General features: G+C 67.7%; 29 protein-coding genes. 13 read left to right on the forward strand and 16 right to left on the reverse strand.

Going from position 1 to position 25,387, the window contains the following annotated elements; all coding sequences use genetic code 11:
• Nucleotides 1-34 precede the first annotated feature (34 nt).
• Both AOZ06_RS46115 and AOZ06_RS46120 read right to left on the reverse strand, forming a co-directional pair.
• Nucleotides 35-622: a TetR/AcrR family transcriptional regulator gene (locus AOZ06_RS46115; RefSeq protein ID WP_054295153.1), complete on the reverse strand. Its 588-nt coding sequence runs from the start codon at nt 620-622 to the stop codon at nt 35-37.
• Between the two features lie 72 nt (nt 623-694).
• Nucleotides 695-1,072, reverse strand: a complete 378-nt coding sequence (locus AOZ06_RS46120; protein ID WP_054297419.1) for an SPW repeat protein — start codon at nt 1,070-1,072, stop codon at nt 695-697.
• A gap of 128 nt (nt 1,073-1,200) precedes the next feature.
• On the opposite strand from AOZ06_RS46120, the gene AOZ06_RS46125 reads away from it, so the two are divergent.
• Complete coding sequence (locus AOZ06_RS46125) at nt 1,201-2,304, forward strand: chromosome segregation protein (protein WP_225953059.1); 1,104 nt, start codon at nt 1,201-1,203, stop codon at nt 2,302-2,304.
• Between the two features lie 328 nt (nt 2,305-2,632).
• Here the strand turns inward: AOZ06_RS46125 and AOZ06_RS55470 are convergent, their stop codons facing one another.
• On the reverse strand, nt 2,633-2,854 hold the full coding sequence (locus AOZ06_RS55470; RefSeq protein WP_083472382.1) for an FmdB family zinc ribbon protein: 222 nt from the start codon (nt 2,852-2,854) through the stop codon (nt 2,633-2,635).
• A 23-nt stretch (nt 2,855-2,877) separates the two neighbouring features.
• Here AOZ06_RS55470 and AOZ06_RS60955 point away from each other — a divergent pair, with 23 nt between their 5' ends.
• Entirely contained in the window at nt 2,878-3,165 is a 288-nt protein-coding gene (locus AOZ06_RS60955) for a hypothetical protein (protein WP_083472383.1), read from the forward strand.
• Here AOZ06_RS60955 and AOZ06_RS46130 read toward each other — a convergent pair.
• Nucleotides 3,152-4,114: an adenylate/guanylate cyclase domain-containing protein gene (locus AOZ06_RS46130; RefSeq protein WP_054295154.1), complete on the reverse strand. Its 963-nt coding sequence runs from the start codon at nt 4,112-4,114 to the stop codon at nt 3,152-3,154. The two genes, AOZ06_RS60955 and AOZ06_RS46130, sit on opposite strands and share 14 nt — an antisense overlap.
• Nucleotides 4,111-4,563 (reverse strand): universal stress protein, encoded by a 453-nt coding sequence (locus tag AOZ06_RS46135; RefSeq protein WP_054295155.1) that lies wholly within the window; start codon nt 4,561-4,563, stop codon nt 4,111-4,113. The genes AOZ06_RS46130 and AOZ06_RS46135 overlap by 4 nt, the downstream gene beginning before the upstream one ends.
• A gap of 217 nt (nt 4,564-4,780) precedes the next feature.
• Between AOZ06_RS46135 and AOZ06_RS46140 the strand changes: the two genes are divergently transcribed.
• Nucleotides 4,781-6,562, forward strand: a complete 1,782-nt coding sequence (locus AOZ06_RS46140; protein ID WP_054295156.1) for a 3-hydroxyacyl-CoA dehydrogenase family protein — start codon at nt 4,781-4,783, stop codon at nt 6,560-6,562.
• Between the two features lie 3 nt (nt 6,563-6,565).
• Here the strand turns inward: AOZ06_RS46140 and AOZ06_RS46145 are convergent, their stop codons facing one another.
• Together AOZ06_RS46145 and AOZ06_RS46150 are read right to left on the reverse strand one after the other, a co-directional pair.
• Complete coding sequence (locus tag AOZ06_RS46145) at nt 6,566-7,123, reverse strand: cadmium resistance transporter (RefSeq protein ID WP_054295157.1); 558 nt, start codon at nt 7,121-7,123, stop codon at nt 6,566-6,568.
• 16 nt (nt 7,124-7,139) lie between these two features.
• On the reverse strand, nt 7,140-8,303 hold the full coding sequence (locus AOZ06_RS46150) for a cytochrome P450 (protein WP_054295158.1): 1,164 nt from the start codon (nt 8,301-8,303) through the stop codon (nt 7,140-7,142).
• Nucleotides 8,304-8,431: 128 nt separating this feature from the next.
• On the opposite strand from AOZ06_RS46150, the gene AOZ06_RS46155 reads away from it, so the two are divergent.
• From AOZ06_RS46155 to AOZ06_RS46190, 8 genes are all read left to right on the forward strand, one after another.
• Nucleotides 8,432-9,127 carry a MarR family transcriptional regulator gene (locus AOZ06_RS46155; RefSeq protein ID WP_054295159.1) on the forward strand — a complete coding sequence of 232 codons (696 nt, stop codon included), beginning with the start codon at nt 8,432-8,434 and terminating at the stop codon, nt 9,125-9,127.
• A gap of 96 nt (nt 9,128-9,223) precedes the next feature.
• Complete coding sequence (locus AOZ06_RS46160; protein WP_054295160.1) at nt 9,224-10,924, forward strand: sodium:solute symporter family protein; 1,701 nt, start codon at nt 9,224-9,226, stop codon at nt 10,922-10,924.
• Between the two features lie 10 nt (nt 10,925-10,934).
• Nucleotides 10,935-11,168, forward strand: a complete 234-nt coding sequence (locus AOZ06_RS46165; protein WP_054295161.1) for a hypothetical protein — start codon at nt 10,935-10,937, stop codon at nt 11,166-11,168.
• 45 nt (nt 11,169-11,213) lie between these two features.
• Nucleotides 11,214-12,143, forward strand: coding sequence for a hypothetical protein (locus AOZ06_RS46170; RefSeq protein ID WP_157233611.1), 930 nt, complete (start codon nt 11,214-11,216; stop codon nt 12,141-12,143).
• 71 nt (nt 12,144-12,214) lie between these two features.
• Nucleotides 12,215-13,216, forward strand: a complete 1,002-nt coding sequence (gene dhaK / locus AOZ06_RS46175) for a dihydroxyacetone kinase subunit DhaK (RefSeq protein WP_054295163.1) — start codon at nt 12,215-12,217, stop codon at nt 13,214-13,216.
• Nucleotides 13,216-13,833, forward strand: a complete 618-nt coding sequence (gene dhaL / locus AOZ06_RS46180; RefSeq protein WP_054297420.1) for a dihydroxyacetone kinase subunit DhaL — start codon at nt 13,216-13,218, stop codon at nt 13,831-13,833. The genes dhaK and dhaL overlap by 1 nt, the downstream gene beginning before the upstream one ends.
• Entirely contained in the window at nt 13,830-14,489 is a 660-nt protein-coding gene (gene dhaM, locus AOZ06_RS46185; RefSeq protein ID WP_054295164.1) for a dihydroxyacetone kinase phosphoryl donor subunit DhaM, read from the forward strand. Before dhaL ends, dhaM begins: the two co-directional genes overlap by 4 nt.
• A gap of 15 nt (nt 14,490-14,504) precedes the next feature.
• Nucleotides 14,505-15,443, forward strand: coding sequence for a DUF3558 domain-containing protein (locus tag AOZ06_RS46190; RefSeq protein WP_157233612.1), 939 nt, complete (start codon nt 14,505-14,507; stop codon nt 15,441-15,443).
• Nucleotides 15,444-15,475: 32 nt separating this feature from the next.
• On the opposite strand, the gene AOZ06_RS46195 is transcribed toward AOZ06_RS46190, so the two are convergent.
• Both AOZ06_RS46195 and nucS read right to left on the reverse strand, forming a co-directional pair.
• Nucleotides 15,476-16,390 carry a glycoside hydrolase family 25 protein gene (locus AOZ06_RS46195; RefSeq protein WP_054295166.1) on the reverse strand — a complete coding sequence of 305 codons (915 nt, stop codon included), beginning with the start codon at nt 16,388-16,390 and terminating at the stop codon, nt 15,476-15,478.
• A 116-nt stretch (nt 16,391-16,506) separates the two neighbouring features.
• Entirely contained in the window at nt 16,507-17,166 is a 660-nt protein-coding gene (nucS, locus tag AOZ06_RS46200; protein ID WP_054295167.1) for an endonuclease NucS, read from the reverse strand.
• An 84-nt stretch (nt 17,167-17,250) separates the two neighbouring features.
• On the opposite strand from nucS, the gene AOZ06_RS46205 reads away from it, so the two are divergent.
• Entirely contained in the window at nt 17,251-17,772 is a 522-nt protein-coding gene (locus AOZ06_RS46205) for a DUF4352 domain-containing protein (RefSeq protein ID WP_054295168.1), read from the forward strand.
• A gap of 12 nt (nt 17,773-17,784) precedes the next feature.
• Nucleotides 17,785-18,321: an NUDIX domain-containing protein gene (locus AOZ06_RS46210; protein WP_054295169.1), complete on the forward strand. Its 537-nt coding sequence runs from the start codon at nt 17,785-17,787 to the stop codon at nt 18,319-18,321.
• Between the two features lie 46 nt (nt 18,322-18,367).
• Here AOZ06_RS46210 and AOZ06_RS46215 read toward each other — a convergent pair whose 3' ends face one another.
• From AOZ06_RS46215 to AOZ06_RS46245, 7 genes are all read right to left on the reverse strand, one after another.
• The gene (locus AOZ06_RS46215; RefSeq protein ID WP_054295170.1) at nt 18,368-19,141 is read right to left on the reverse strand and encodes an enoyl-CoA hydratase-related protein; all 774 of its coding nucleotides are present in this window, start codon (nt 19,139-19,141) and stop codon (nt 18,368-18,370) included.
• The gene (locus AOZ06_RS46220) at nt 19,138-20,004 is read right to left on the reverse strand and encodes an isopenicillin N synthase family oxygenase (protein WP_054295171.1); all 867 of its coding nucleotides are present in this window, start codon (nt 20,002-20,004) and stop codon (nt 19,138-19,140) included. The genes AOZ06_RS46215 and AOZ06_RS46220 overlap by 4 nt, the downstream gene beginning before the upstream one ends.
• A 61-nt stretch (nt 20,005-20,065) precedes the next feature.
• A complete protein-coding gene (gene ehuA, locus AOZ06_RS46225; RefSeq protein ID WP_054295172.1) occupies nt 20,066-20,836 on the reverse strand; it encodes an ectoine/hydroxyectoine ABC transporter ATP-binding protein EhuA in 771 nt (256 codons plus the stop codon).
• A complete protein-coding gene (ehuD, locus tag AOZ06_RS46230; RefSeq protein ID WP_179950786.1) occupies nt 20,833-21,495 on the reverse strand; it encodes an ectoine/hydroxyectoine ABC transporter permease subunit EhuD in 663 nt (220 codons plus the stop codon). The genes ehuA and ehuD overlap by 4 nt, the downstream gene beginning before the upstream one ends.
• Entirely contained in the window at nt 21,492-22,127 is a 636-nt protein-coding gene (ehuC, locus tag AOZ06_RS46235) for an ectoine/hydroxyectoine ABC transporter permease subunit EhuC (protein WP_054295174.1), read from the reverse strand. The genes ehuD and ehuC overlap by 4 nt, the downstream gene beginning before the upstream one ends.
• Nucleotides 22,127-23,014 carry an ectoine/hydroxyectoine ABC transporter substrate-binding protein EhuB gene (gene ehuB, locus AOZ06_RS46240; protein ID WP_157233613.1) on the reverse strand — a complete coding sequence of 296 codons (888 nt, stop codon included), beginning with the start codon at nt 23,012-23,014 and terminating at the stop codon, nt 22,127-22,129. The genes ehuC and ehuB overlap by 1 nt, the downstream gene beginning before the upstream one ends.
• 62 nt (nt 23,015-23,076) lie before the next feature.
• Nucleotides 23,077-25,071 (reverse strand): protein meaA, encoded by a 1,995-nt coding sequence (locus AOZ06_RS46245; protein WP_054295176.1) that lies wholly within the window; start codon nt 25,069-25,071, stop codon nt 23,077-23,079.
• Between the last annotated feature and the right edge of the window lie 316 nt (nt 25,072-25,387).

Genomic DNA, 25,387 nt, shown 5'->3' on the forward strand with positions numbered 1-25,387 from the left:
TTGGCCGGTTACAACCGGCCAAAACACTCACGAGTCAGGCTTTGGTGCCCGCGCCCACGGTCAGCGCGTCGGCGATGAAGCCGACTTCCCTGTCCATCATCGGGGTGTCCTCGGGGTGCCGGGCGACTGAGTGGCGGTAGCTCACCGCCAGGGCGAGGAGACCGGCCGCACTGTCCACATCGGCCAGTGCGATGGTGCCGGCGCCCGCGGCGACGATGACGGCCTTCACCTGGCGCACGATCGTCTGGAAGCGGGCCTGCAACGCCTCGCGGACGTCGTCGTGGGTGTCTGCTTCGCGCCAGAGCAGGTGCGACAGCAGCCGGGAGTCCTTCAGCCGCGCGTCCAGCTCCGCCACGAGCCCGCGCAGGCTGGCCGCGACATCGCCGGGGACGACGACGTGGCTCGGCTCGATGTGTTCGTCCGGCAGGCGCTTCACCAGTGCCGTCAGCAGATCCGACTTGCGCCGGAAGTAGTAGTGCACGAGGCCTTTCGGCACCTTCGCCGCTTCGGCTATCCGGGAGGTCGGGGTCGCGTCGAACCCCGTCTCGGCGAACAGTTTCTCGGCGGCGGTGAGGATCCTCTCCCGCGCCGACGGATCGTCACCGGACTTCGACCGCGCCACTGGCAACAACCCCTTCGTGCGGAATGCGCACCGGCATCACACCAAGACCGGCGCGCAGTCCGCAACAGGATCTCAGTGCTGGCCCGCCATCCCGCGATGGGCCGTGGTGGCCGCGGGCAGCGCCGCGAGGCCGACGACGAGGGTCAGCGCGCCGATGACGAACGAGCTCCACATCGCGCCTGTCATGTCCGTGAAGCCCATCACCCACGGCGAGATGAAGAGCAGCACTCCGAGCACGACCTGCACGTACTCCCCGTAGACGACGCCTGGCATCGCCAGCGAGAACAGACCGTCGAGCGCGATCAGCGCACCCAGCACGATCATGGTCCACATCACGATGTTCGTCGTGTCCAACCACAACGGCGAGAGCACCGCGACCACTCCGAGCACCACCTCCGCCCAGTCCTGCCACCGGGTCCACGCCCGCACCGGGGTTGACGTGCCGCTCATGGCGATCACCTCCGAGAAGGAGAAAGGTCCTACGAATCCATGGTGCGCTTGGTTGGCCGCCCGGTCAAGTATTCGGCGGGATGCGGGGACCGGCCATGTCACAACCTCACTCGCGGTAGGTTGGGTGCATGGCTCTTGGCGAGGAGCGTGAGCTCGTACCCCTTGGCGCAGGTTTCGACTATGCGAAGCGCGGCTACCACCGTGCCCAGGTCGACGAGCACCTCGAACGGGTGGACCGGGACATGCGCCTGCTCGCCGCCGACCGGGACGCCGCGGTGTCCCAGGCCGCGGACCTGGCGCGCCAACTGGAGATCGCCCGGTCGGAGATCGACGACATGCGCGGCCAGATCGAGCGCCTGTCGCTGCCGCCGACCACGCTGGAAGGCCTGAGCGAGCGCCTGCAGCGGATGCTGCGCCTGGCACAGGACGAAGCGACCGAGACGAAAGCCCGCGCCGAAGCCGAGGCGGGGCACATCCGCGCCAAAGCCGAGACGGACGCGAACGCGCTGCGTGCCCGCTACGAGGAGATGCTGCGCGGCCTGGACACACGCCGAGCCGAAATGGAAGCCGAGCACCGCGAAGTGCTGACCAAGGCACGCGCGGAAGCAGAGGACATCACCAAGAAGGCCCAGGAGGAACGCGCCCGCCTGGACACCGAGTCCGAGCAGCGACGCGCCCAGGTCGAAGAGGACTTCGACATCGCCATGGCCTCCCGGCGCACCGAGTCGATGCGCGCACTGGCGGAGCAGGAAGCGTCAAGCAAGGCAGACGCCGAGCGCAGGGTCCGCGAAGCCACGGAGGAATCCAACCGCCGCAGGCACGACGCGATCACGGAATCGAAAGCCCGGCTGCAGGAAGCCAGCGAAGAAGCCCACCGCCGCGTCCGCGAAGCGACCGAAGAAGCCAACCGCCGAATCAGCCACGCCGCCCAGCGCGTCGCCGCCCTCCGGCAACTGCGGACCCGCGTGGCCAACCAGCTCCGCCAAGCCCGCAGCCTGATCCAGGACGCCGACGTCGTACTGGAGAACGCGACACCCGTACTCGACCCGCTGCCGGAGGAGCGCCCGGCGGACGAGTCCCCCACCAAAGCCTTCAAACCCCTTACGCAGACCGAAGCCGCAGGTGGGCCTCCCAAGGAGCACTGGGAGCCTGCTGAGCCTGTTGAGGAGAACGCCGGTTCGGCGGATTCGACGAAGCCTGTCGCGCAGCCGGTCAAGAAAGCCCTTCCTTAGTGGGTGGGGCTAACCCTCGCGGGTAGTGTCCGCGCTCGGTTGTCGGCTGGGTGTTGTCGGGGTTGTCCGATCATTTCGGCGTGTCTCGGCTTCTCAGCACCGTCGTCTTGGCTTCCTTTTTGCACGGAACAGATTGTTGCTTTGCGTGGGCAGGCCTCCTGACAGGCCGTGGTTGGCGTAGCCCAGGCCGACCGGCAGGAGCACCCCGAAACCCTTTTCCGCGCTTGCGCGCTCGCCGCTGTGGCTTGGCCTGCGCTCGCCACCTGGGCTGGTCCGCGCTCGGTGTGGTGGCTTGGTCTGTGCTGGCGCGGTCGGCGGTCGTTGTTTACTAGCCGCAGCAGCCGCCGCCGCAGCAACCACCGCCACCGCCTGCTCCGCCTCCGACTGGAGCTGTGGCGGACGCGGCACCGGCGAGACCTGCCATCGTGAGCAGCTTCACTGTGTCCGTGTGGCCTGTTGGGCAGGTGGCCGGGGAGCTCGACTCGCTCATCGGCCGGTTGACCTCGAATGTGTCGGCGCAGTCACGGCACTTGAACTCATAGGTCGGCACGCCTCGAAATATAGTTCTTGCCTGTGCCCCGACGGAACCGGATCAAGCGCGACCAGCCACGGCTGAGTGGTTCGGCGTCCTTGCAGCGCAGCGAGTCGGGGCCGGATGGTGAGTGGCACGTTCGCGACGTTTCCGGTAGCGCCACCACCAAGACCTATCGTTGTCCTGGTTGTGACCATGAGATTCGGCCGGGTACGCCGCACGTTGTCACCTGGCCCGCGGACGACTACGGCAGCGTCGAGGAGCGCAGGCACTGGCACCGCGCCTGCTGGGAGGCACGGTTGCGGCGCAGGCCGACTAGGCGCGTCTGAGCACCGACGGCTTCAGCCGGTGGAACCCCCGGACCGACACCGGACGCCTTGACCGGACGGTGTACTCGGGGCTCGCTGCCAGTGCCGCGGACATCTCGCTGTCGATCAGCACCGCCCCCGGGTGGCAGATCGATGTCAGTCTCGCGGCGATGTTCACCGTCGAGCCGTAGACGTCGCCGTAGCGGCTGAGCACGCGTCCGTACGCCAAACCCGAGCGCAGCGAGGGCAGCAGCGGGTCTGCTTCGGCCAGCTCCACCAGTGTCAGTGCGATCTCCGCCGCTGTCTGGGGCGTGTCCGCCACGAACAGCACTTCGTCGCCGAGCATCTTCACCACTCGCCCGTGCTGTTCCGCGATCGCCTGGGTCACCGTTGCCTCGAACCGCTCGAGCACCGAGATCAGCTCGTCCTCGCTCGACCGGCGGGTCAGGTTCGTGTAGCCGACCATGTCGGCGAACCCGACCGCCTGGCTGCCCTCTTCCAGGTTCTCGTCCTGCTCCGCGAGCGCACGTCCCGAGTACGCCGCGAGCTGGCGCCGCCAGGTGTAGTTGTGCAGCCATTCCAGGTCGGGGATCAGCTGGTCCACGAACCGGGCGAAGGCCCGGTCGTCGGCGAGCATCGACGGGTCGTGCGCGATCAGCTCCTGCAGCACGCGGGTCTCCATCTCCGCGACCCGGGACATGTGCTGGCCGAACACGCGGGCGATCGAGTTCTGCACCGCGTCGTCGTAGACGCCGAGGTCCGCGAGTTCCTGGACCATCCGCAGCGCCTGCACGTCGTTCTCGGTGAACACGACCTCGTCGTCGGCGACGCTCGCGAACCCCAGCGACTGCCACAGCGCCGTCGCGCGCTCCAGCGGAACGCCTGCCTTCTCGGCGACCTCGTGCCGCGTGTACTTGCGGCGACCGCCGAGCAGGACGCGCTCGATCCTGGACGGGAGTGACTCGCTCACGTCGTGTGCACGATGAGCACGTCCACCCCTGACTTGCGGGCGACGTCGGACGGGACCGACCCGAGGATCCGGCCGGCCAGGGTGTTCAACCCCCGGTTGCCGACCACGAGCAGGTCCGCTGACCGCTCGTGGACGAGCTTGGTCAGCACCGGCACCGGTTCGCCCTGCACGACGACTGTCTCCACCTTGGTCGCGCCCGCCTTGGCCGCGCGTTCGTACGCGGTCCGGACGGTGTCCTCGGCCGGAGCCGAGCCGACGACCTGGTAGGCGACGTCGCTGCCGAGCCTGTCCTGCGCGCGGTCGACTTGCCGTTGGTTCGCGGGTTCGAACGCGCACGCGATGACCAGCGTCGCGTCCGTCGCGGCGGCCACGAACGCGGCCTTGTCGACCGCGCGGTACGACGAGTCCGAACCGTCTGTGCCGACCACGATGGTCTGGTAGGCAGCCATGGGAGCCCTCCTCGGCGATCTACTCCGGGTAACTTACCCTGGCGTAGCTCCGCTTCGCACGGCATCCCCAGGCCGGCGCCGAAAAATGTCAGAAATCCACAAAAATGGCGAGACGATCTTTCTTTCTCGATACTGAGGCGTAGTTCACGGATTTTCCACCGATCTGCGGGGCATCGTGGTTACCCGACAGTAAGGACCCGGCCTTGGAGGTTTTCCGGTGAGTCGTGAGTTCAGGCAAGTCGGCGTGGTCGGTCTCGGCATCCACGGTGCCGGGGTCGCGGAGGTGTTCGCACGTGCCGGGCTCGCGGTGGTCGGCGTGGAGGTCGACGAGCGCAGCCTCGAGCACGGTCGCGGCCTCGTGGAGAACTCGACCGAACGCGCCGTCGCGGGCGGCAAGCTGACCGCGGGCGAGCGCACCGCGCTGCTCGACCGGATCAGCTACACGACCGACCTCACCGGCGTGTCCGAATGCGACATCGTGATCGAGGCGGTCACCGAGCACCTCGAGCTGAAGGCGAAGGTGTTCGGCGAGCTCGACCGGATCACCCGGCCGCAGACCATCCTGGCCACCAACACGTCGTCCCTCTCGGTCACCGAGATCAGCGTCCACACCGGACGCCCCGAGCGGGTGATCGGCACCCACTTCTTCAACCCCGCCCCGGTGCTCAAGCTGGTCGAGGTGGTCCGCACGGTGGTCACCGAACCCGCCGTGATCACCGACGTGGTCGGCCTCATCGAGCAGGTCGGCAACACCGCGCTGGTGATCGGCGACCGCGCCGGTTTCCTGTCCAACTCGCTGCTGTTCAGCTACCTCAACCACGCGGTGCTGATGTACGAACAGCGCTACGCCACGCGCGAGGACCTGGACGCCGCGATGCGCTACGGCTGCGGCTACCCGATGGGCCCGCTGGCGCTGCTCGACCTGATCGGCCTGGACATCGCGTCCGAGATCCTCGACACCATGTACAAGCAGTCGCGTGACCGGCTGCACGCCCCCGCGCCGCTGCTCAAGCAGATGATCACCGCCGGTCAGCTCGGCCGCAAGAGCGGCAAGGGTTTCTACACCTACGAGGAACCCGGTTCACCTGTCGTCGTGCAGGACGCGAAAACCCCGGCCAAGTCCGGTGAGGACGGCGTGAGCCCGCGTGACATCGCGCGTGTCGGCGTGGTCGGCACCGGGACCATGGCCACCGGCATCGTCGAGGTGTTCGCCAAGAAGGGCTTCGACGTCGTGTTGCGCGCCCGCAGCGAGGACAAGGCGAACGCGGCCGTCGCCAAGGTCCGCAAGTCCCTGGACCGCGCCGTGGCCAAGGGGAGGCTGTCGGAAGCCGACCGCGACGCCACGATCGCCAGGATCGTTCCCGCGGTCGAGTTCGACGAACTGGCCGACTGCGATCTGGTGATCGAGGCCGTCGCCGAGGAACTCGTGGTCAAACGCGCGGTGTTCACCGCGCTGGACGAGGTGTGCAAGCCGGGCGCGGTGCTGGCGACGACCACGTCGTCGCTGCCGGTGATCGAGTGCGCCGCCGCGACCTCGCGCCCGGGTGACGTGGTCGGCCTGCACTTCTTCAACCCCGCGCAGGTGATGAAGCTCGTCGAGGTGGTCGGCACGATCGCGACGAGCGCCGACGTGGTCGCGACCGCGCACGCCATCTGCGAGAAGGTCGGCAAACACCCCGTGCACTGCGGTGACCGCGCCGGGTTCATCGTGAACGCGCTGCTTTTCCCGTACCTCAACGACGCCGTGAAACTGGTCGAGGCGCACTACGCCCCGGCCGAGGACGTCGACGAGGCGATGAAGACCGCGTGCAGCCTGCCGATGGGCCCGTTCGAGTTGCTCGACGTGGTGGGGCTGGACGTCTCGCTGGCGATCCAGCGGACGCTGTACAACGAGTTCCGCGAGCCAGGGTTCGCACCGGCGCCGCTGCTGGAGCACCTGGTCACGGCCGGGCGGCTGGGCCGCAAGACCGGCAAGGGATTCCGGGACTACACGCGCTAGAACTCAGAACACCTCGGTCAGGATCACGGCCCCGATCGCGATGAACACGGCGGGCACGATCCAGTGCCCGTACCGCCGCGCCACCGCGATGACCTTCTTGTGCGAGCCCAGCCACGAGCCGGCCAGGCACCACACGGCGACCAGAGCGGCGAACACCGCGGCCGTGAGGACGCTGGGCCAGAGCCCGATGGTGCGGAACAGAGGTGTGTAGACGGCGATGTTGTCGGCGCCGTTGGCGATTGTCACGCCAGCGACCGACAACATCCCCGTCGCCACCGCGGGCGGCTGTTCGTCACGCGCTTTGAGCAGCCCCCGCACACCCAAGGCGATCGGAACGAGCCCCAACAACCCGACCCAGCGGTCCGGGATGATGGTCAACCCCAGTGCTGCCAACGCGGAAACGCCCACGAGCACGCCGATACCGGAGTACTGCCCGGCCCAGATCTGCCACCGTTTCGGCGCGCCGTTCGCCCGTGCGGACAGCAACAGCACGGTCAGCACGATCAGGTCGTCGACGTTCGTGCCGACGAACACGCCCGCGGCCGTGAGCAGAGTCTCCACACGGCAGTTATATCCGCTACCAGGTCACGGGCAGTTCAGGCGGGTTGAAGCTGATGCCTTCCCGAATCCCCGGCAGCGACTCGAACGGCACCGCCAGGCGCAGCGTGGGGAACTGGGTCGCCAGCGCGCGGAACGCCACCCCCAGTTCCACCCGCGCCAGTTGCTGGCCGAGGCACTGGTGGATGCCGTGCCCGAAAGCCACGTGGCCGCCTTTGCCCCGGTCGGCACGGATCGAGTCGGGGGCGTCGAACACCGCCGGGTCCCGGTTGGCCGCGTGCAGGGAGAGCGTGACGGTCTCGCCCGCCTTGATCAACTCGCCGTCCACCGTGACGTCCTCGAGCGCCGTTCGCACGGTGAACGGGACGATGCTCATGTACCGCAGCAGTTCCTCGACCGTGTTCCCGGCGTCGTCCCGCATCGCGTCGGCGAGGCCGGGTGTCAGCGTCATCGCGAGCGCGCCGACGGTGATCATGTGCAGCGTCGTGGCGAGCCCCGCCGACAGCAACACGCCCGCGATCGTGGCCAGTTCGGTGTCGTCGAGATCCGTCGTGGTCAGGCCGCTGAGCAGGTCGTCGGTCGGCTCGGCCCGTTTGGCTTGGACGAGCTTGCCGACGTACTCGCCGAACTCGGCCGTCGCGGTGGCCGCCTCGGCCGATGTCGGGTCCACATTGGATACGAGGATCACCGCGTTGCGCGCGAACTGCTCCCTGTCCTCGTACGGCACGCCGAGCAGCTCGCAGATCGTCTGCGTCGGAACGGGTTTCGCGAACGCGGAGACCAGGTCGACGGGTGGTCCCTTGCGCCGCATGGCATCCAGGTTCTCCGCGACGATCTGCTCGACGCGGTCGGTGAGTTGGCGCATCCGGCGGACAGTGAACTGGCCGGTGAGCAGGCGCCGGTAACGCGTGTGCTCCGGAGCGTCGAGGCCGGTGAGGTCTCCTGGTGACGCGGGCGGCAGCGTGCTCCCGTCCGGTGGCATGCCGGCTGGCAGGTTCATCAGTTCGTACCGCGCGCTGAACCGGGCGTCGGCCAGCACCGCGCGTACGGCGGACCGGCTCGTGGCCACCCAGCCCGTTTTCCCGTCGGTGATGGTCATCCGCGCCAACGGTGGCCCGTCGCACAGCTCCCGCGGCGGGTCGAATGGCCGGTCGGCGGACCGCGTCATCGGCAGTGGGGTCATCACGCACTCCTCCCTGTTGCGTTCACCCGACGATAAATTGACAATGGGAGCGGGGCGTGCGCCAAAACGTAATCCTTGCAATGGTTCTGGCGCTGAACGCAACGATGTTGCAATGAGAGGGAGGCGTAATGCCTGGCGGAAGGCTGACGCGTGAGGAACGCGAGCACATCGCCGCCCGGCTCGCCGAGGGCCTCGGATACGCCGAGATAGCCCGGCAGCTGGGGCGCCCGACCTCGACCGTCAGCCGCGAAGTCGCCAGGAACATCGGCCGCAACGGGTACCGGCCCGCGCAGGCGCAGCGCGTGACCCGGCAGCGGGCGCGTCGCGCCAAACACACCAAGCCGGTGGAGTCGCCCACGTCGCCCGAGGTGCCCGCGGACGTGACGGACGGGCTGGTGGCCGTCGTGGCGGCGAAAGGCCTGCCGCCCATGGCTTCGAGGGTGTGCGTGTGCCTGTTCCTGAGCGACAGCGGCAGCCTCACCGCCGCCGAACTCGTCCGACTACTGCGCGTCAGCCCAGCCTCGGTCTCCACAGCCATCGGCTACCTGGAGAACCAGGGCATCGTCACCCGGGAACGGGACACGCGGGAGCGGCGCGAACGGTACGCCATCGGCGACGACGTCTGGTACCGCACCTGGATGTCCAGTGCGCAGCACCACGCCGCCTGGGCCGACGCCGCGCGTGACGCCGCCGCCAGGCTCGACGGCACGCCGGCGGGCGTCAGGCTGACCAAGATGGCCCTGTTCTTCGACCACATCGTCGACTACACGAACGCGGCCGGCGAGCGCTGGCTGAAACTGATCAGCGAGGACATGAAGGACTAGTGGCCGTCACCAGGTTCCCCGGCGACATTCTGCCCGTTCGGTTCCATTGGCCGCGCTCGTCATGCGAACACCGCGGGTCGTGGTTATGTTGACGAAATGCTGCTGGCTGACGCGAATTTCCGACTGGACGCGCAGGCTGTCGACTACGTACTCCTCGGCTTCTACTTCGTCATCGTGCTGGGGATCGGGCTGATGGCCCGGCGGTCGATCTCCAGCAGCCTCGACTTCTTCCTGTCCGGGCGCTCGCTGCCCGCCTGGGTCACCGGGCTGGCGTTCGTGTCGGCCAACCTCGGCGCGGTCGAGGTGTTCGGGATGACGGCGAACGGCGCCCAGTTCGGCATCCCGACCGTGCACTACTACTGGATCGGCGCGATCCCGGCGATGGTGTTCCTCGGGATCGTGATGATGCCGTTCTACTACGGCTCGAAGGTCCGCAGCGTGCCCGAGTACCTCAACCGGCGCTTCGGCCCGGCGTCGCACCTGGTCAACGGGATCAGCTTCGCCACAGCCCAGGTGCTGATCTCCGGCATCAACCTGTTCGCGCTCGGCTCGGTGGTCAACGTGCTGCTCGGCTGGCCGCTGTGGCTGTCGATCGTGGTCTCGGCCGCGGTCGTGCTGACGTACACCGCGATCGGCGGCCTGTCCGCGGCCATCTACAACGAGGTGCTGCAGTTCTTCGTGATCGTCGCGATGCTGGTCCCGCTGACCATCGTCGGCCTGCACCGGGTCGGCGGCTGGGACGGGCTGGTCGGCAAGATCGCGGACAAGTCCAACGAGCTGAACTCGTGGCCGGGCACGAACCTGACCGGGATCGGCGACGCCACCCTGTCCGTGCTCGGCATCGTGTTCGGGCTCGGGTTCGTGCTGTCCTTCGGGTACTGGACGACGAACTTCGCCGAGGTCCAGCGTGGACTCTCGGCCAAGAGCATGTCCGCGGCCAAGCGCACGCCGCTGATCGGCGCGTACCCCAAGATGCTGCTGCCGCTGGTGATCGTGATCCCCGGCATGATCGCCGCGGTGCTCTCGCCCGAACTGGCGGCGGCCAAGGCCCAACTGGCCGCCAACCCCGGCGCGGCGACCGACGTGCAGTACAACGACGCGATCAAGCTGCTGATCAGGGACGTGCTGCCGAACGGCATGCTCGGGGTGGCGATCACCGGCCTCGCCGCGTCCTTCATGGCCGGGATGGCCGCGAACGTGAGCGCGTTCAACACCGTGTTCACGTACGACATCTGGCAGACCTACATCAGGAAGAACAGGCCGGACGCGTACTACCTCAAGGTCGGCCGGACTGTCACCGTCGTCGGGGTGGTGGCCGCGATCGGCACCGCGTTCATCGCGGCCGGTTACGAGAACATCATGACGTACCTGCAGACGCTGTTCTCGTTCTTCAACGCGCCGCTGTTCGCCACGTTCATCCTGGGCCTGTTCTGGAAGCGGATGACCCCGGCGGCCGGGTGGTCCGGCCTGGTCGCGGGCACGCTGTCCGCGCTGGCCGTGTTCATCCTGGCCAACTCGGGCGCGGTGACGTGGTTCGGTTCGCCCGACAGCCAGGGGCCGAGTTTCGTCGGCGCCGGTGTCGCGTTCGTGGTGGACATCCTGGTCAGCGTGGTCGTGTCGCTGCGCACGCGGCCGAAACCCGACGACCAGCTGACCGGTCTGGTGTGGTCGCTCACGCCACGCGAGAGCCGCAGGCACACGTCGGACGGCGAGGACAGCGGCTGGTACCGCAAACCGGGCGTGCTGGCCGGTGGCGTGCTCGTGCTCACGCTCGTTCTGAACATCATCTTCTGGTGAGGAGGACCCCGTGGCGACTCGGGGCAGTCTGTTCGACCTGCGGTGGATCATCGTGGTGCTGTTCGGGGTGTACGGCGTGGTCCTGCTCATACTCGGGCTGGGCTTCGAGACCGATGAGGACCGTCTGAAGACCGGCGGTTTCAACGTCAACCTGTGGGTTGGCGTGGGCATGCTCGTGTTCACGGCGTTGATGGCGACATGGGCCCTGGCCAGGCCGCTGCGGGTACCCGACGGAGCGAAATGAGGTGTTCCGTGCACGCGACGCGGCGGGGGTCGCTACCGTGCACGTGTGTTTCGAAGCGCTCGTGTCTGGACCGTTGCGGTCGTGGTGCTGGCTGTCGCCGGTTGTGCCGGCCCGACTGACCAGGGCAAGTCCGTCTCGAACAGACGGACGGTGAAAGCGACGGGCTCGTTCACGCTGGACGGGCTGCGCACGGTCGACCCCTGCGCGCTGTACACCGACGAGCTGATCAGCTCGATCGGCAAGAAGCCGAGCGACCTGCCGGACCGCAACGGCTACTCCGAGTGCAGGCACGACGTCTCGGAGTTCCGGCTGGCGATCAAGCTGGGCGACGACCTGATCGGCGCGCCGAAGCAGACCTCGAAGACCCTCGCCGGTCTCGGCGTCTACGAGACGCGCACGAGCACCTCCTGCCTGCAGACCGCGATCGTCACCCGCGATCCGGAACTGGGCATCATCGCGCAGGCCGGCGCGGACTCGGCCGACCCGTGCCCGGCGGCGACCAAGGTGCTCGAAAGCGTGGTGAAGCAGATCGCCGAGGGCAAGGCCAAGTACCCGGAGACCAAGGGCAGCCTGGTCGGTCTCGACCCGTGCGCGGCGATGGAGGACAAGGACATCACCCAGGTCCTTGGCGACGGGGCGAAGAAACAGCCGTCCGACATCCGGTACTGCCGGTTCGTGACCAAGTCGGCGTACATCGCGGTCCAGTACTCGATGGGCCGCGACCCCGCGACCACCACCAAGTCGAACAACCCGACCAAGTTCGCGCTGCCGGACAAGAAGGACGCGTACGTCTACAAACCCGAGGTGGCGCCGAACAAGTGCCAGGTCGAGTGGGCGCACCGGGCGTTGGAAGCCAACTTCACCGAGAACGTGAGCGTCGCTTTCGAACCCGTCGATCCCACCCCGGGCATCGACCCGTGCACGTTCGCCAAGGGCGCGGCGGGCTACGTCTCCGCCAAACTGGCCAAGGCTTGATCCTTCCACTTTCGCGCCGCCGGGGCATCGGGTAGGAAGGCTGGTGCCCACCAGCGTCGGGAGGCCCGGAAGTGAAGAAGATCATCAATGACCCGTCGGCCGTGGTCGAGGAGTCGCTGCGCGGCCTGGCCGCGGCACACGGCGACATCCTGAGAGTCCGAACCGACCCCGCTGTGGTGTACCGCGCGGACGCGCCCGTCACCGGCAAGGTCGCGATCATCTCCGGCGGCGGTGCCGGGCACGAACCGATGCACGGCGGGTTCGTCGGCCCCGGGATGCTCGACGCCGCCGCCCCCGGCGCGGTGTTCACCTCGCCCACGCCCGACCAGGTGCAGGCCGCTGTGCAGCACGTGGACGGCGGCGCGGGCGTGCTGCTGATCGTCAAGAACTACACCGGTGACGTGCTGAACTTCGAGACCGCCGCGGAGTTCGCCTCGGCCGACGGCATCGACGTGCGCACAGTCGTGATCGACGACGACGTCGCCGTCAAGGACTCCCTGTACACCGCCGGACGGCGTGGCGTCGGCGGCACAGCGCTGCTGGAGAAGATCGTCGGCGGGGCCGCCGAGGACGGGTACAACCTGGACGAGTGCGAGGCGCTGGCGCGCCGCGTGATCGCCTCGGTGCGGTCCATGGGCGTCGCGCTCACCGCGTGCACGGTGCCGCACGCCGGCGAACCCAGCTTCGTGCTGGCGGACGACGAGATCGAGATCGGCATCGGGATCCACGGCGAGCCCGGCAGGCGCCGCGTCTCGCACCAGCCCGCGGACCAACTGGTGGCGACCCTGCTCGACCCGATCCTGGAGGACCTGCCGTTCAGCTCGGGAGACCGGGTGCTGCTGTTCACCAACTCGATGGGCGGCACCCCGCTGGTCGAGCTCTACCTGGCGCACGGCATCGCCGAGCGGCTGCTCGCCGCGCGTGGCATCACGGTCGAGCGCAGACTGGTCGGGCCGTACGTGACGAGCCTGGAAATGCAGGGCATGAGCCTCACGGTGCTGAAGGTGGACGACGAGATGCTGCGCTGGTGGGACGCGCCGGTCCGGACCGCGGCGCTGCGGTGGGGTGTCTGATGGGGTGCGACGCGGCCGGTGTGATCGCCGCGATCCGCTCGGCCGCCGCGGTGGTCGACGCGCACAGGGACGAACTGGTCAACCTGGACCGTGAGATCGGCGACGCCGACCACGGCGAGAACCTCAAACGCGGCTTCACGGCCGTCGTGTCCAAACTGGATGCCGCTGGCGACACGCCGGGAGCCGTGCTCAAGGTGGTCGCGAGCACCTTGATCTCGACCGTTGGCGGCGCGGCCGGTCCGTTGTACGGCACGGCTTTCCTGCGCGCGGCCGCGAAGCTCGGGACAGCGGTGGCCGTGACTCCCGGGTCTGTTGTGGACGCACTGGAAGCGGCGCTGGAAGGCGTCGTGGCGCGTGGAAAAGCCGAACCCGGGGACAAGACGATGGTCGACGCCCTGACGCCCGCCGTCGCCGCGGCACGTGCCGCGCCGGGGTCGGTCGCCGACGTGCTCAGGGCCGCGGCCGACGCCGCCGACCAGGGCGCGCGGGACACCGTTCCGCTCGTCGCCCGCAAGGGGCGTGCTTCGTACCTCGGTGAACGCAGCGCCGGGCACATGGATCCCGGGGCGCGGTCGACCGCGTTGCTGCTGCGGGCTTTCGCGGAAGCGGCGTCGTGATCGGGCTCGTCCTGGTCTCGCACAGCGCCCGGCTGGCCGAAGGACTCGCCGAACTGGCCGGTCAGATGGCCCCGGACGTGCGGATCCTGCCTGCGGGCGGGCTCGCGGACGGCACACTCGGCACGGACTTCGACGCGGTGTCGGCGGCCGTCGACCGCGCCGAATCCGGCGACGGCGTGGCGCTGCTCTACGACCTCGGCAGCGCCAAGATGACCGCCGAACTCGCCGTGGAGATGCTCGGCGACCCGTCGCGGGCGGTCGTCGTGGACGCACCCTTCGTCGAAGGCGCTGTGGCGGCAGCGGTGGCCGCGCAGGGCGGTGGCGATCTCGACACGGTCAGCCGCGCCGCTGTGGCGGCCGGCGCGGTCGCACCGGATGCCGCCACCGGCACGGAAACCGGCACCGAATTCACACTGACGAACGACGTCGGGCTGCATGCCCGGCCAGCCGCACTTCTTGCCCGAACTGTTGCCGAACTCGACGCCGAAGTGACCGTACGATTCGGCGAGAAGCAAGCCAACGCGGCGAGTGTGCTCGCCCTGATGGGGCTGGGCGCGCACGGCGGTGACACGGTGTCGGTCTCGGCGACCGGTCCCGACGCGGCCGAAGCCGTTCGCCGGGTCGACGACCTCGTGGCCCGGGGCTTCGACGAGTGAAGGGACGGGACGCGCTTGACTCGGTCACGATGGGCTTTGCTCATCGCGGGGTTCTTCGTGGCAGGGTGTACGAGCGCGGTCGGCGGTGAGGCGTTACCCGATCCCGAGTCGGCGCAGGCGGAACAGGCCGGCACCAGTTCGACAGGCCTGATCGGCAACGCCACCACGCTCGACCCGTGCAGCCTCGTCGAGCCGTCGTCGTTGTCCCAGTTCGGCCCGGCACAACGACCGGAGCAGGAAGCCTACGACTACTGCCGGCTGAAGTTGTCCGTCGACGGCGGTGTCGTGGCGGTCCGATTCGGACTGCTGGAAAGGGTGCGCGGGAACCTGGAAGCCAAGGAGGTCGAACCGGTCGGCCGGCTCCGGATCTTCGAGGAGAACCCGGCGAAGGACCGTTGCGCCCGATACATATTGTTCAGCGACAACGTATCGCTCATCGCGTCAGCGGACACCGTCGACACCCCGGGAAAAACAGTGCCGCAGCTGTGCTCCATCACCGAGAAGACAACGACGACGATCGCCGAGAACCTGATCTCCCGCAAGGTCGAACACCTGACGTACCCGCCGTCCTCATTGGGCTCGTTCGACGCGTGCAACGCCGTGACCGTTTCCCTGGCACAGATTCCCTCACTACCGGCGGGTGAGGTGATCAGCTACCCCGGCCGTCACCAATGCCGCTGGGGCCAGGCGATGGTGCCGTCGCTGACGCTGCGGTTCGTACTCGGCACACCGTCAACGGCCCCTGGAGTGCGGTACGAAACCATTGCGGGCAAACAAACCGGTGTCTATCCAGTCGACATTCCCGGCCGCACGTTGTGCGTCGCCGAGCTGAAACACGGCACCGGCCGTGAGATGGCCCAGGTCGTGGTCCGCATGGCCCCCACCACCCCGGCGACAGCCTGCGCGGCTGCGCAGGCTGTCGCCAGCGAAGCGTGGAGCAAACTCCCTGCCTGAAGGTCCACCTCGGCCACGGTGACGTAGCAACCCTAGCTCTGGGACGACAGGCGGCGTCCTATCTCGGCGGCGAGTTCGGACCCGACCGTGGCGCAGATGTGCTGCACGAGGGCGTCGACCTGTTCGTCGGACGGCGTGCCGTCCCCGTTGCGGATCGCCGCGACCGCGCTCGCCAGCGCCGCGTCCTGCTCGCTGAACTCGCCGTTGATCCCGGCCGTCAGCTTGCGGATCTCGGTCAGCAGCACGCTCGTGTCGTTCTTGATCTCCCCGATGAAGTCGCCGACCGGCATGGTCAGGCCGGTGCGGCCGTGTGTCTCAACGTCGTTCCATTCCATCTCGGACTCCATACTCAGGTCGATGAAGGACTCGTTGATGTCGGTGTTCTCGATGATCCCGGGGACACGGCCCGCACTCGTGAACTGGTGGGCGGCCCGGTGCGGGGCCCACGCGTTCGGCGGCAACGCATGCTGTTGCCCGTTGTTGCTCCCGTAATTGGCTTCCCAGACGACCGTGCCAGGCACCTTGGCGACGATCTCGGCGGCACGCATCGCACGCAGCTCGGCCGTGTTGGCGTACAACGCGGCACGGGGAACGTACCTGCGCAGCTCAGACAGGAAAGCGACGGAGAAATCGTGCGCTTCCTGCCCGCCCCATGACACACCGGTGTTCTCGATGTCCAGCGCGGGAACGATTCCGAAGGCCCCCAAGCGGTTCAGCTCACCGAGGAACACGTGCGCCTGGCGGGGCGGGTCACCCTTCTGCGCGAAGTGGTAGCCACCGACCGGGATCCCGACGGACTTGGCTCCGCCGACGTGCCGGTCGCCGCGCACGATCGCCGGACCGAACCCGTCGGACAGCTTCACCCACACGAACTGCACACCGGAATTCCGGACAGCGTTCCAGTCGGTGACCGTCTGGTAGCGGTAGATGTCGATTCCTCTTGCCACTGATCACCCTCCTCACGGCGCGAACGTCGGGCAGGGTCGCGCTTGACGAAGTCGGTGGTGGTTACGGGTACCCTTTATTGTGGCAGAACAAACACCGAGGGTGATCGACCAGACGGTTAAAACAGACGGAACTCGTCGGACTCCATGCCGCGCAACGCGTCATAGTCGAGCACGACGCAACGGATGCCGCGGTCCTCGGCCAGAGTCCGCGCCTGCGGCTTGATCTGCTGAGCGGCGAACACGCCCTTCACCGGCGCCAGCAACGGGTCGCGGTTGAGCAGCTCCAGATACCTCGTCAACTGCTCCACGCCGTCGATCTCGCCACGGCGTTTGATCTCCACCGCGACCGACGCGCCCCCGCCGTCCCGGCACATCAGGTCGACCGGGCCGATCGCGGTCGGGTACTCGCGGCGCACGAGCGTCCAGCCGTCGCCGAGGGTGGTGACGTGCTCGGCGAGCAGTTCCTGAAGGTGAGCCTCGACACCGTCCTTGATCAGGCCGGGATCGATGCCGAGTTCGTGCTTGGAGTCGTGCTGGACTTCCTCGATGGTGATGATCAGCTTCTCGCCGCCCTTGTTCTGGACGGTCCAGAGGCCTTCCTCCTCGGTCAGCCAGCACGGCGGGCTCATCCAGTTCAGCGGTTTGTAGGAACCGCCATCGGAGTGCACGAGCACCGAACCATCCGCCTTGACCATCAGCAACCGCATGGCCATCGGCAGATGCGCAGTCAGCCGTCCGACGTAGTCAACCTGGCACCGAGCTATCACTAGACGCACCGGGGCAGGGTAACGGAGTGTGCAACTTGCGTGTGGTCGCGCCCGACACGATCGACGGGAGTCACTCGATCGAGGGGAATTTCCATGCGTGTTGTTGCCGCCGTCGCCGCCGCTGTGCTGCTCCTGTCCGCGTGTGCTCCGAAGGAGGGCACAGTGAGTCAGGGCTCAGGCTCGGCCGCTGTCGCGCCCCCACCGGCAGCGCCGGCGAAGACCCCCACGTGGGGCGAGCGGTACACCTGGCCGGACGGCCTGGCGATCGAGGTCGCCCAGCCACAGGTGTGCAAACCAGGTGAGTACGCGATGCCGCAGAACATGAAGCGCGCCGTGAAGGTCAAGGTGACGGTCGTCAACGGCATGGACAAGCAGTTCGACGTCGGTCCACTGTCGTTCGGCCTCGACGCGCAGTTCGCCGGCGCGAAAGCCGAGCGCGTCATCGACGTCAACGGCCCGTGCGACGGCACCGGGCTGGACGGCGGGACCGTGCTGCCGGGCAAGACGTTCAGCTTCGAGGAGAGCTTCGCGGTCGACGCGAAGCAGGGCGAGCTGCAGCTGAGCTTCGAACCGACCTTCGGCAAGGCGAAGGCGATCTACGTCGGCGCAGCCTGACACGATGTAGGCATGCAGACGATCGGCACACGGCAGGTGTACGAGAACCCGTGGATGACGGTCCGCGAGGACAAGGTCCGTCGCCAGGACGGTTCGGACGGCATCTACGCCGTCGTGGACAAACCGACCTACGCCCTCGTCATCCCGCTCGACGGCGACCGCCTGCAAATGGTGGAACAGTTCAGGTACCCGCTCGGCCTGCGCCGCTGGGAGTTCCCCCAGGGCACAGCGCCGGACATGGCCGACATGCGGCCGCAGGAGCTGGCCGCGCGTGAGTTGCGTGAAGAAACCGGCCTGCGCGCGGCCACGATGACCGAACTCGGCCTGCTGGACGTCGCCCCGGGCCTGTCCAGCCAACGCGGCCGCGTCTACCTGGCTACCGGCCTCACCGAAGGCCCCCACGAACGCGAGCACGAGGAGCAGGACATGCTCACCGCGTGGATCAGCCGCACGCAGTTCGAGGCGATGATCCAGCGCCAGGACGTCACGGACGCCCAGTCGATCGCCGCGTACGCCATGTTGCTGATGCACGAGCGCCAAACCTCGTGAGTGTTTACGCCGGTTCTAACCGGACCAACCACTCACGAGGGTTTTCCTAGTCGGGCCATTCCGGTTTGCGCTTTTCCAGGAACGCCGCCATCCCCTCCCGGGCGCCGGGGGTCTGGGACGCGGCTGCCATGACTTCGAGGGCGATCGCGTACGCGTCCGCTTCCGGGCGGTCGAGCTGGGCGTAGATCGTCTGCTTGCCGAGGGCTTTCGCGGCCCTGCTGCCCCTTGTCGCCCGTGCCAGCAGGGCGTCCACGGCGGGGTCCAGCTCGGCATCCGGCACGACCTGGTTGACCAGGCCCCACTCCAGCGCCACCGAGGCTGGGACCGTGTCTCCGGTCAGCACCATCTCCATGAGGCGTTTGCGGCCGATGCTCCGGGCCACCGGGACCGCCGGGGTGTGGCAGAACCAGCCGCCCTTGCCGCCGGGCAACGCGAAGCCCGCCGATTCCGCCGCCACCGCCAGGTCACACGAGGCCACCAGCTGGCATCCCGCCGCCGTCGCCAGGCCGTGCACCCGGGCGATGACGACCTGGGGCACCGACTGGATCGTGTGCATGAGCTCCGTGCACAACGCGAGCAACTCCCGGACGCCCAGGTAGTCACGAGCGGCTACGTCGCCGAAGTCATGACCGGCCGAGAACACCGGCCCCGCACCCGCGAGCACGATTCCCGTCGCCTCCGACGCACCCGCGGCCACCACGGCGTCCAGCAGTTCGGCCAGGTGGTCCTCGGACAGCGAGTTGCGCCTCGCCGCCCGGTTCATGGTGATCCGGACGGTGTCGGGCTCCGTTTCGACCAGGATGTGCTCGTAGTCGGTCATGCCCCGACGCTAGCCCGCTTGGACAGGCTCGCCAACACCGACAGCCGGTCCTCGGCCTTGATCCGCTGGGTGGCTGCGCGGTCGGGGTGCCGCCGCATGAACAGGTCGGTGAAGTACGTCCCGTAGTGGAGGTGACCGTGCGCGGGTTCGAGCACCGGGCGCAGGCCCAGTTCGAACGCGGGCTCGTGGAAGTACGACATGACCAGCTCGCTGCTGGTGTTCACCTGCGCTTCGAGCGGCGTCATCGGGAGGTACCCGTTGGTCAGGAACTCCAGCAGCTCACCGGGCGTCACGGTCAGCGTGCCGTTCTCGACCGTGATCATCAACAGGCCGTGCGAGCTCAGTTCGTGCGCACCCGACGGGAGCCGCTGCACGAACATGTGGTGCCACCCGTCCTCCGTCATCGCGGCGAGCGCCTCGAAGTCCGGCAGGTGCAGGCCGATCCCGAGCAGGTGCATGAGCTTCTCGCCGATCCGGCCGAGCTCGTCGGTCAGCAACCGCATCGTGCGCCGGTACTCGATGCTCGGCCACGGCACGGGACCGTGGCACGGCCACCCGGCGCCCACCCGCACGTCCTCACGCGGGATGTCCCGGCAGATGGTGAACTTCTCAGCGGCGCCGGCCGCCGAATAGCCCGCGTAGGTCAGTTCGCTCACGCACCGGGATTTCAGGTGCACGGGTTGCTCGAAGTACCGCCTTCCCACGTCGACGGCGTCTTCCAGTTTGCGCGCCTGCCACCGGTCGCACGTGATCCGGACCATCCCGTCGGCCAGCCACGCGTTGATCACCTCGTCGGCCACGCGCAGGTCCGACTCGGTCCCCTCGATGCGATCCGGTAGCCCGAACGTACGAACGTCAGCCACTGCCCTGCCTTCCCGTTCCCTCAACAGGCAAGGGACACACGGCTCGACCGCGGTAACCGGTTCACACTTCCTCCAAGACCGACCGCAGGAACGTCCTGGTGCGCTCGTGCCGCGGCTCGTTGAACATCTGCTCGGGGGCGGCGTCTTCGATGATCTTGCCCTCGTTGAACATCAGCACCCGGTTGGACACGTCACGGGCGAAGCGCATCGCGTGCGTCACCAGCAGCATGGTCACGTCGCTGGTCTTGGCGACGTCACGCAGCACGTCGAGCACCTCGGCGGCGATCTCCGGGTCCAGCGCCGAGGTGACCTCGTCGAGCAGGAGGATGTCCGGCTCGACGGCGAGGGCACGCGCGATGGCCACGCGCTGCTGCTGGCCACCCGACAGCTGCGACGGGTAGTGGTCCGCCTTGTCCTGCAGGCCGACCATCTCCAGCAGTTGCCTGGCGCGCTCGTCCGCCTCGTCCTTCTGCTTGCCCAGCACGTGGATCGGCGCTTCGGTGATGTTGCGCAGCACCTTCATGTTCGGGAACAGGTTGAACTGCTGGAAGACCATGGTCACGCGGCTGCGGACCTTGCGGGTGTGCGCCTCGCTCGCCGGGACGAGCTCGTCGCCGCGTCGTTCGTGCCACAGGAACTCGTCGTCGATCGCGATCGTGCCCGAGTCCGGTTTCGTGAGCGTCATCAGCATCCGCAGGATCGTCGTCTTGCCCGACCCGCTCGGCCCGATCAGCGTCACGCGTTCGCCGTTGGCCACGCCGAAGGACATGCCGTCCAGCACCACGTTGTCGCCGAAGCGTTTGCTGACGTTCTTGAAGTCGATGAAGCTCATGCCGTCGCCATCCCCTTGTACCGGCGCTCCACGATCCTGCCGAGGTAGGACAGGACGAGCGCGACTGCCAGATAGAGCAAGCCGGCCATGGTGATCGGCTCGAACGGGCGGAAGGTCTCCGCGATGATCCCGCGCCCGACGGTGAACGGCTCGGCGACGGTGATCGCCACCAGCTGCGGGACGTCCTTGAACAGCGCGATGGAGTAGTTGGTCAGCGCGGGGATCGAGCGGGGCACCGCCTGCGGCAGGATCACGCCCGTCCACACCCGGCGGCGCGGCAGGTGCAACGCGACCGCGGCGTCCCACTGCCCGGCCGGGACGCCTTCGATTCCGGCGCGGTAGACCTCTGAGGTGTACGTCGCGTAGTGCAGCCCGAGGCCGACGATGCCCGCGGCCAACGGGGACAACGCCAACCCCAGCTGCGGCAGCACGAAGAACAGGAAGAACAGCTGGATCAGCAGCGGTGTGCCGCGGATGAACTCCACGAGGAAACCGACAGGGACGCTGATCCACTTGCGCGGGCTGCGCCGCGCCAACGCGAACACCAGCCCGAGGACCAGTGCGGCGGCGTAGCCGACGACGGTCGCGATCAACGCCGTCAGCAGGCCGTCGAGCAACTGCGGCATGATCTCCAGCGCGTAGTTCCAGTCGAAGTTCACGTCCACGCGACCTTTCGCTCGAGCAGCCGCACGCCGGTCATGAAGATCAACGCCATCAGGCCGTACCCGATCAGCAGCCCGCCGAAGACCGCGGCCGCGCGGCCGTTGCCGCTCCAGATCAGCTGGCCGTTGAACGTCAGTTCCGGAATGGACACGACGGCGACCACGGCCGTCGCCTTGAGCTGCTCGATGACGTTGTTGCCGAAGGACGGGATCATCGCGCGGATCGCCTGCGGCAGCACGATCCGGCGCATTCCCTGCGAGGGCTTGAAGTTCAGTGCCGTCGCGGCCTCGACCTGACCGGCCGGGACGGCTTGGATCGCGCCACGGACGACCTCACCGGAGTACGCGCCCATGTTCAGGCCCAGCGCGAGGATCCCGGCGAACGTCGGGTCGAGCTGCCAGCCGAGCGACGGCAGCGCGTACACGAACCAGAACGCGAGCACGAGCACAGCCGCGCCGCGGAACAGCTCGACGTACGTGAAGCCTATGGCGCGCAGGAACTTGTTGTGGCTGACCCTGGCCAGTCCGACCGGGAACGCGATCAGCAGCGCGAGCGCCATCCCGCCGAGCGTCAGCAGGATGGTCTTCCCCGCCCCGTACAGCAGCAGGCCCACTTGTGCGGTCGACATCAGGCCTCCGGCACCGTGCAGAGCTGTTGCGCGGTCAGGTCGGTCATCTCGGCCTCGGTGAAGCCGAACGGCCGCAGGATGCGCAGCAGTTCACCGGATTTCTTCAACTCGGCCAGTTCCTTGTTGAACGCGGCGACGATGTTGGCCTGGTCGGGCAGGAAGGCGAACCCACCCGACGAGTACTGCGGCTTGCCGTCCACTTCGGGCACGAACGGCGTCGTGATCTCCAGCGGTGCCCCGGGATTCTTGCCGAGGATGTCACGCAGGGAGATCGACGTCAGCGCGAAAGCGTCCTCCCTGCCGGTGTTCACCGCTTCGAGACCGCTCGGCTGGTTCTGGTATGCGGTGATCCGGCTCTGCCGCACGCCGTTGGCGACGGCGTAGTCCTTCTCCACCGCGCCGATCAGCACACCCATCTTCAGGTTCCGCTGCGCCACCTCGGCGAAAGTCCTGATGCCCTTCGGGTTGCCCCTGGGCACGAGGAACGCGGCGGGCGCGATGAAGTCGGGGTTGGTGAACAGCACCTGCTTGCAGCGCTTGGGCAGGATGGACATGCCCGCGCCGATCACGTCGAACAGGCCGACTTTCAGCCCGGCGATCAGCGAACCGAACTCCGACGGGATCGGCACCAGGTTGGGCACGCCCAGCCGCGCGAAGACGACCTTGGCGACCTCGGCCGCCTCACCGGTGAGCTCGGCCTCGGAGTTGATGAAGCTGTACGGCGCTTCGTTGGCGAAGCCGATCCGCACTTCCCCTTTTTGTCTGAGCCGATCGAGTAGCGAACCCCCATTCGGCTCTGCGGACAGATCCACTCTGGTACAGCCTGGCAGGGCGAGTGAGAGCACCCCGGCCGCGGCAGCCTGCAGCAGCAGTCGTCGAGAAGCCACGCGACGACCGTAGGGGGTTTGTTCAGCCAGGTCAACACGATCCGAAGTGGACTGAGTGTGGTTCAGCCGATCAGGCCGCGCGTTTCCCTTACCAGATCGACGATTCCGGCCATGATCTCAGTGAGCTCGTAGTCCTTCGGAGTGAACACCCGAGCTATTCCCCTGTCCAGCAGCGCTTTGGCGTCATCGGGCGGCACGATACCGCCGACGACCACCGGGATGTCGTCGGCTCCAGCCGCCCGCAGGCCCTCCACCACCGCGGGGACCACTTCCAGATGTGATCCGGACAGTACGGACAGCCCGACCACGTGGACGCCCTCCTGCACAGCGGCGGCCACGATCTGGTCAGGCGTCAGCCTGATACCCTGATACACGACTTCGAAACCGACATCCCGCGCCCGGACCGCGACCTGCTCGGCGCCGTTGGAGTGCCCGTCGAGGCCGGGCTTGCCGACCAGCATGCGCAGCCGTTCACCCAGTTCGGTGCTGGTCCGCTGGACCCGGTCCCGCACGCGAGCCAGCTCGACACCCGCCTCGCCAGTGGAAACACCGGCGACACCGGTCGGCGCGCGGTACTCGCCGAAGACCTCCCGGAGCGCTCCCGCCCACTCGCCCGTCGTGACACCGGCCTTGACGCAGGTGAGCGTCGCCGTGACGAGGTTCACGTCAGTCTTCGCTGCCGCCCGCAGCGCTTCGAGCGACTCCTCCACCTGCGTCTGGTCGCGGCCCGCGCGCCACCGCTGGATGGCGGCGACCGCGTCCTTCTCGACGGCGGGGTCGAGCTGCTCGATCGCCTTGGCACCCTCGGCCTGCAGCGGCGACGGCTCCGTGGTGTCGAACTTGTTGACCCCGACGATGACCTCCTCGCCGTTCTCGATGCGCACCCGGCGCGACGCGAGCGAACCGACGAGCTGGGTCTTCATGTACCCGCTTTCGACAGCGGCGACCGCACCACCCATGGCCTGCACCCGGTCGATCTCCTCGCGCGCGCCGCGCAGGATCTCGTCCACTTTGGCCTCGATGACAGGCGAGCCGTCGAAGATGTCCTCGTACTCCAGCAAGTCGGTCTCGTAAGCGAGAACCTGCTGCATCCGCAGCGCCCACTGCTGGTCCCACGGTCGAGGCAACCCGAGCGCCTCATTCCACGCAGGCAGCTGAATAGCACGGGCACGCGCGCTACGGGACAGGGAAACCGCCAGCATCTCCAGCACGATCCGCTGGACGTTGTTCTCCGGCTGCGCCTCGGTCAGGCCGAGCGAGTTGACCTGCACGCCGTACCGGAACCTACGGTGCTTGGGGTTCTGCACGCCGTAACGCTCGAGCGTGATCTCGTCCCAGAGCGCGGCGAACGCGCGCATCTTGCACATTTCCTCGACGAACCGCACACCCGCGTTGACGAAGAACGACATCCGCGCGACAACCGACCCGAACTCCTCCTGCGGCACCTGCCCGGAATCCCGAACGGCGTCGAGGACAGCGATCGCGGTGCACATGGAGTACGCGAGTTCCTGCACAGGGTTGGCGCCGACCTCCTGCAAGTGATAGCTGCAGATGTTGATCGGATTCCACTTGGGGACGTTGGTGACCGTCCACGCGACCATGTCGGTGATCAACCGCAACGACGGCCCCGGCGGGAACACGTAGGTCCCGCGTGACAGGTACTCCTTGATGATGTCGTTCTGCGTGGTCCCCATCAGCTTGCCGATGTCGGCGCCCTGCTCCTCGGCGACCGTGGTGTACATCGCGAGCAACCACATGGCAGTCGAGTTGATGGTCATGGAGGTGTTCGCCTCGGCAAGGGGGATGCCGTCGAACAACTGCCGCATGTCCCCCACGTGACTGATCGGCACACCGACCTTGCCAACCTCGCCACGTGACAACTCGTGGTCAGGGTCATACCCCGTCTGCGTGGGCAGGTCGAAGGCGACAGACAAACCCGTCTGCCCCTTGGCGAGGTTACGGCGGTAGAGCGCGTTGGACGCCGTCGCCGACGAGTGGCCGGCGTAGGTCCGCATGACCCATGGCCGGTCACGCTCGCGGTCGGTCGGATACGGCATGGGAACCTCCGTAACGCGGGGATTCCCTGACGGTACTGGCCGGTAACCGACCAATAACGTGGACTGACTCACAAAATCGAGAAAGCACCCGTCTGTGTGCGTCCCCCGCCCAGCACGACCGACCCGATGATCCCTCCGGCGGATCCAGTTGTCCACAACCCGCCGGTAACCTCTCTGACCAGTGGTTACGTCGATAGACTGGAGCAGGGACGCCCCCCGGGTTGGGTTTGGGGGACTGTTTGTATAGATGTGGGGGGCTTCGAAGTCGTTTCTGAGGTTGGCGGCCCGGAGACCCTGGCTGTCTGGTGAGGGACGG

Source organism: Kibdelosporangium phytohabitans (assembly GCF_001302585.1).
Lineage (GTDB): Bacteria > Actinomycetota > Actinomycetes > Mycobacteriales > Pseudonocardiaceae > Kibdelosporangium > Kibdelosporangium phytohabitans.

What these genes read in the sequence shown, in the direction of transcription:
- AOZ06_RS46120 (WP_054297419.1), bottom strand. Translation starts at nt 1,072, where the DNA reads ATGAGCGGCACGTCAACCCCGGTGCGGGCGTGGACCCGGTGGCAGGAC.
- AOZ06_RS46205 (WP_054295168.1), top strand. Translation starts at nt 17,251, where the DNA reads ATGCGTGTTGTTGCCGCCGTCGCCGCCGCTGTGCTGCTCCTGTCCGCG.
- AOZ06_RS46150 (WP_054295158.1), bottom strand. Translation starts at nt 8,303, where the DNA reads ATGACCCCACTGCCGATGACGCGGTCCGCCGACCGGCCATTCGACCCG.
- AOZ06_RS46160 (WP_054295160.1), top strand. Translation starts at nt 9,224, where the DNA reads ATGCTGCTGGCTGACGCGAATTTCCGACTGGACGCGCAGGCTGTCGAC.
- AOZ06_RS46245 (WP_054295176.1), bottom strand. Translation starts at nt 25,071, where the DNA reads ATGCCGTATCCGACCGACCGCGAGCGTGACCGGCCATGGGTCATGCGG.
- AOZ06_RS46210 (WP_054295169.1), top strand. Translation starts at nt 17,785, where the DNA reads ATGCAGACGATCGGCACACGGCAGGTGTACGAGAACCCGTGGATGACG.
- AOZ06_RS46125 (WP_225953059.1), top strand. Translation starts at nt 1,201, where the DNA reads ATGGCTCTTGGCGAGGAGCGTGAGCTCGTACCCCTTGGCGCAGGTTTC.
- AOZ06_RS46135 (WP_054295155.1), bottom strand. Translation starts at nt 4,563, where the DNA reads ATGGCTGCCTACCAGACCATCGTGGTCGGCACAGACGGTTCGGACTCG.
- ehuC (WP_054295174.1), bottom strand. Translation starts at nt 22,127, where the DNA reads ATGTCGACCGCACAAGTGGGCCTGCTGCTGTACGGGGCGGGGAAGACC.
- AOZ06_RS46155 (WP_054295159.1), top strand. Translation starts at nt 8,432, where the DNA reads ATGCCTGGCGGAAGGCTGACGCGTGAGGAACGCGAGCACATCGCCGCC.
- dhaL (WP_054297420.1), top strand. Translation starts at nt 13,216, where the DNA reads ATGGGGTGCGACGCGGCCGGTGTGATCGCCGCGATCCGCTCGGCCGCC.
- AOZ06_RS46215 (WP_054295170.1), bottom strand. Translation starts at nt 19,141, where the DNA reads ATGACCGACTACGAGCACATCCTGGTCGAAACGGAGCCCGACACCGTC.
- ehuA (WP_054295172.1), bottom strand. Translation starts at nt 20,836, where the DNA reads ATGAGCTTCATCGACTTCAAGAACGTCAGCAAACGCTTCGGCGACAAC.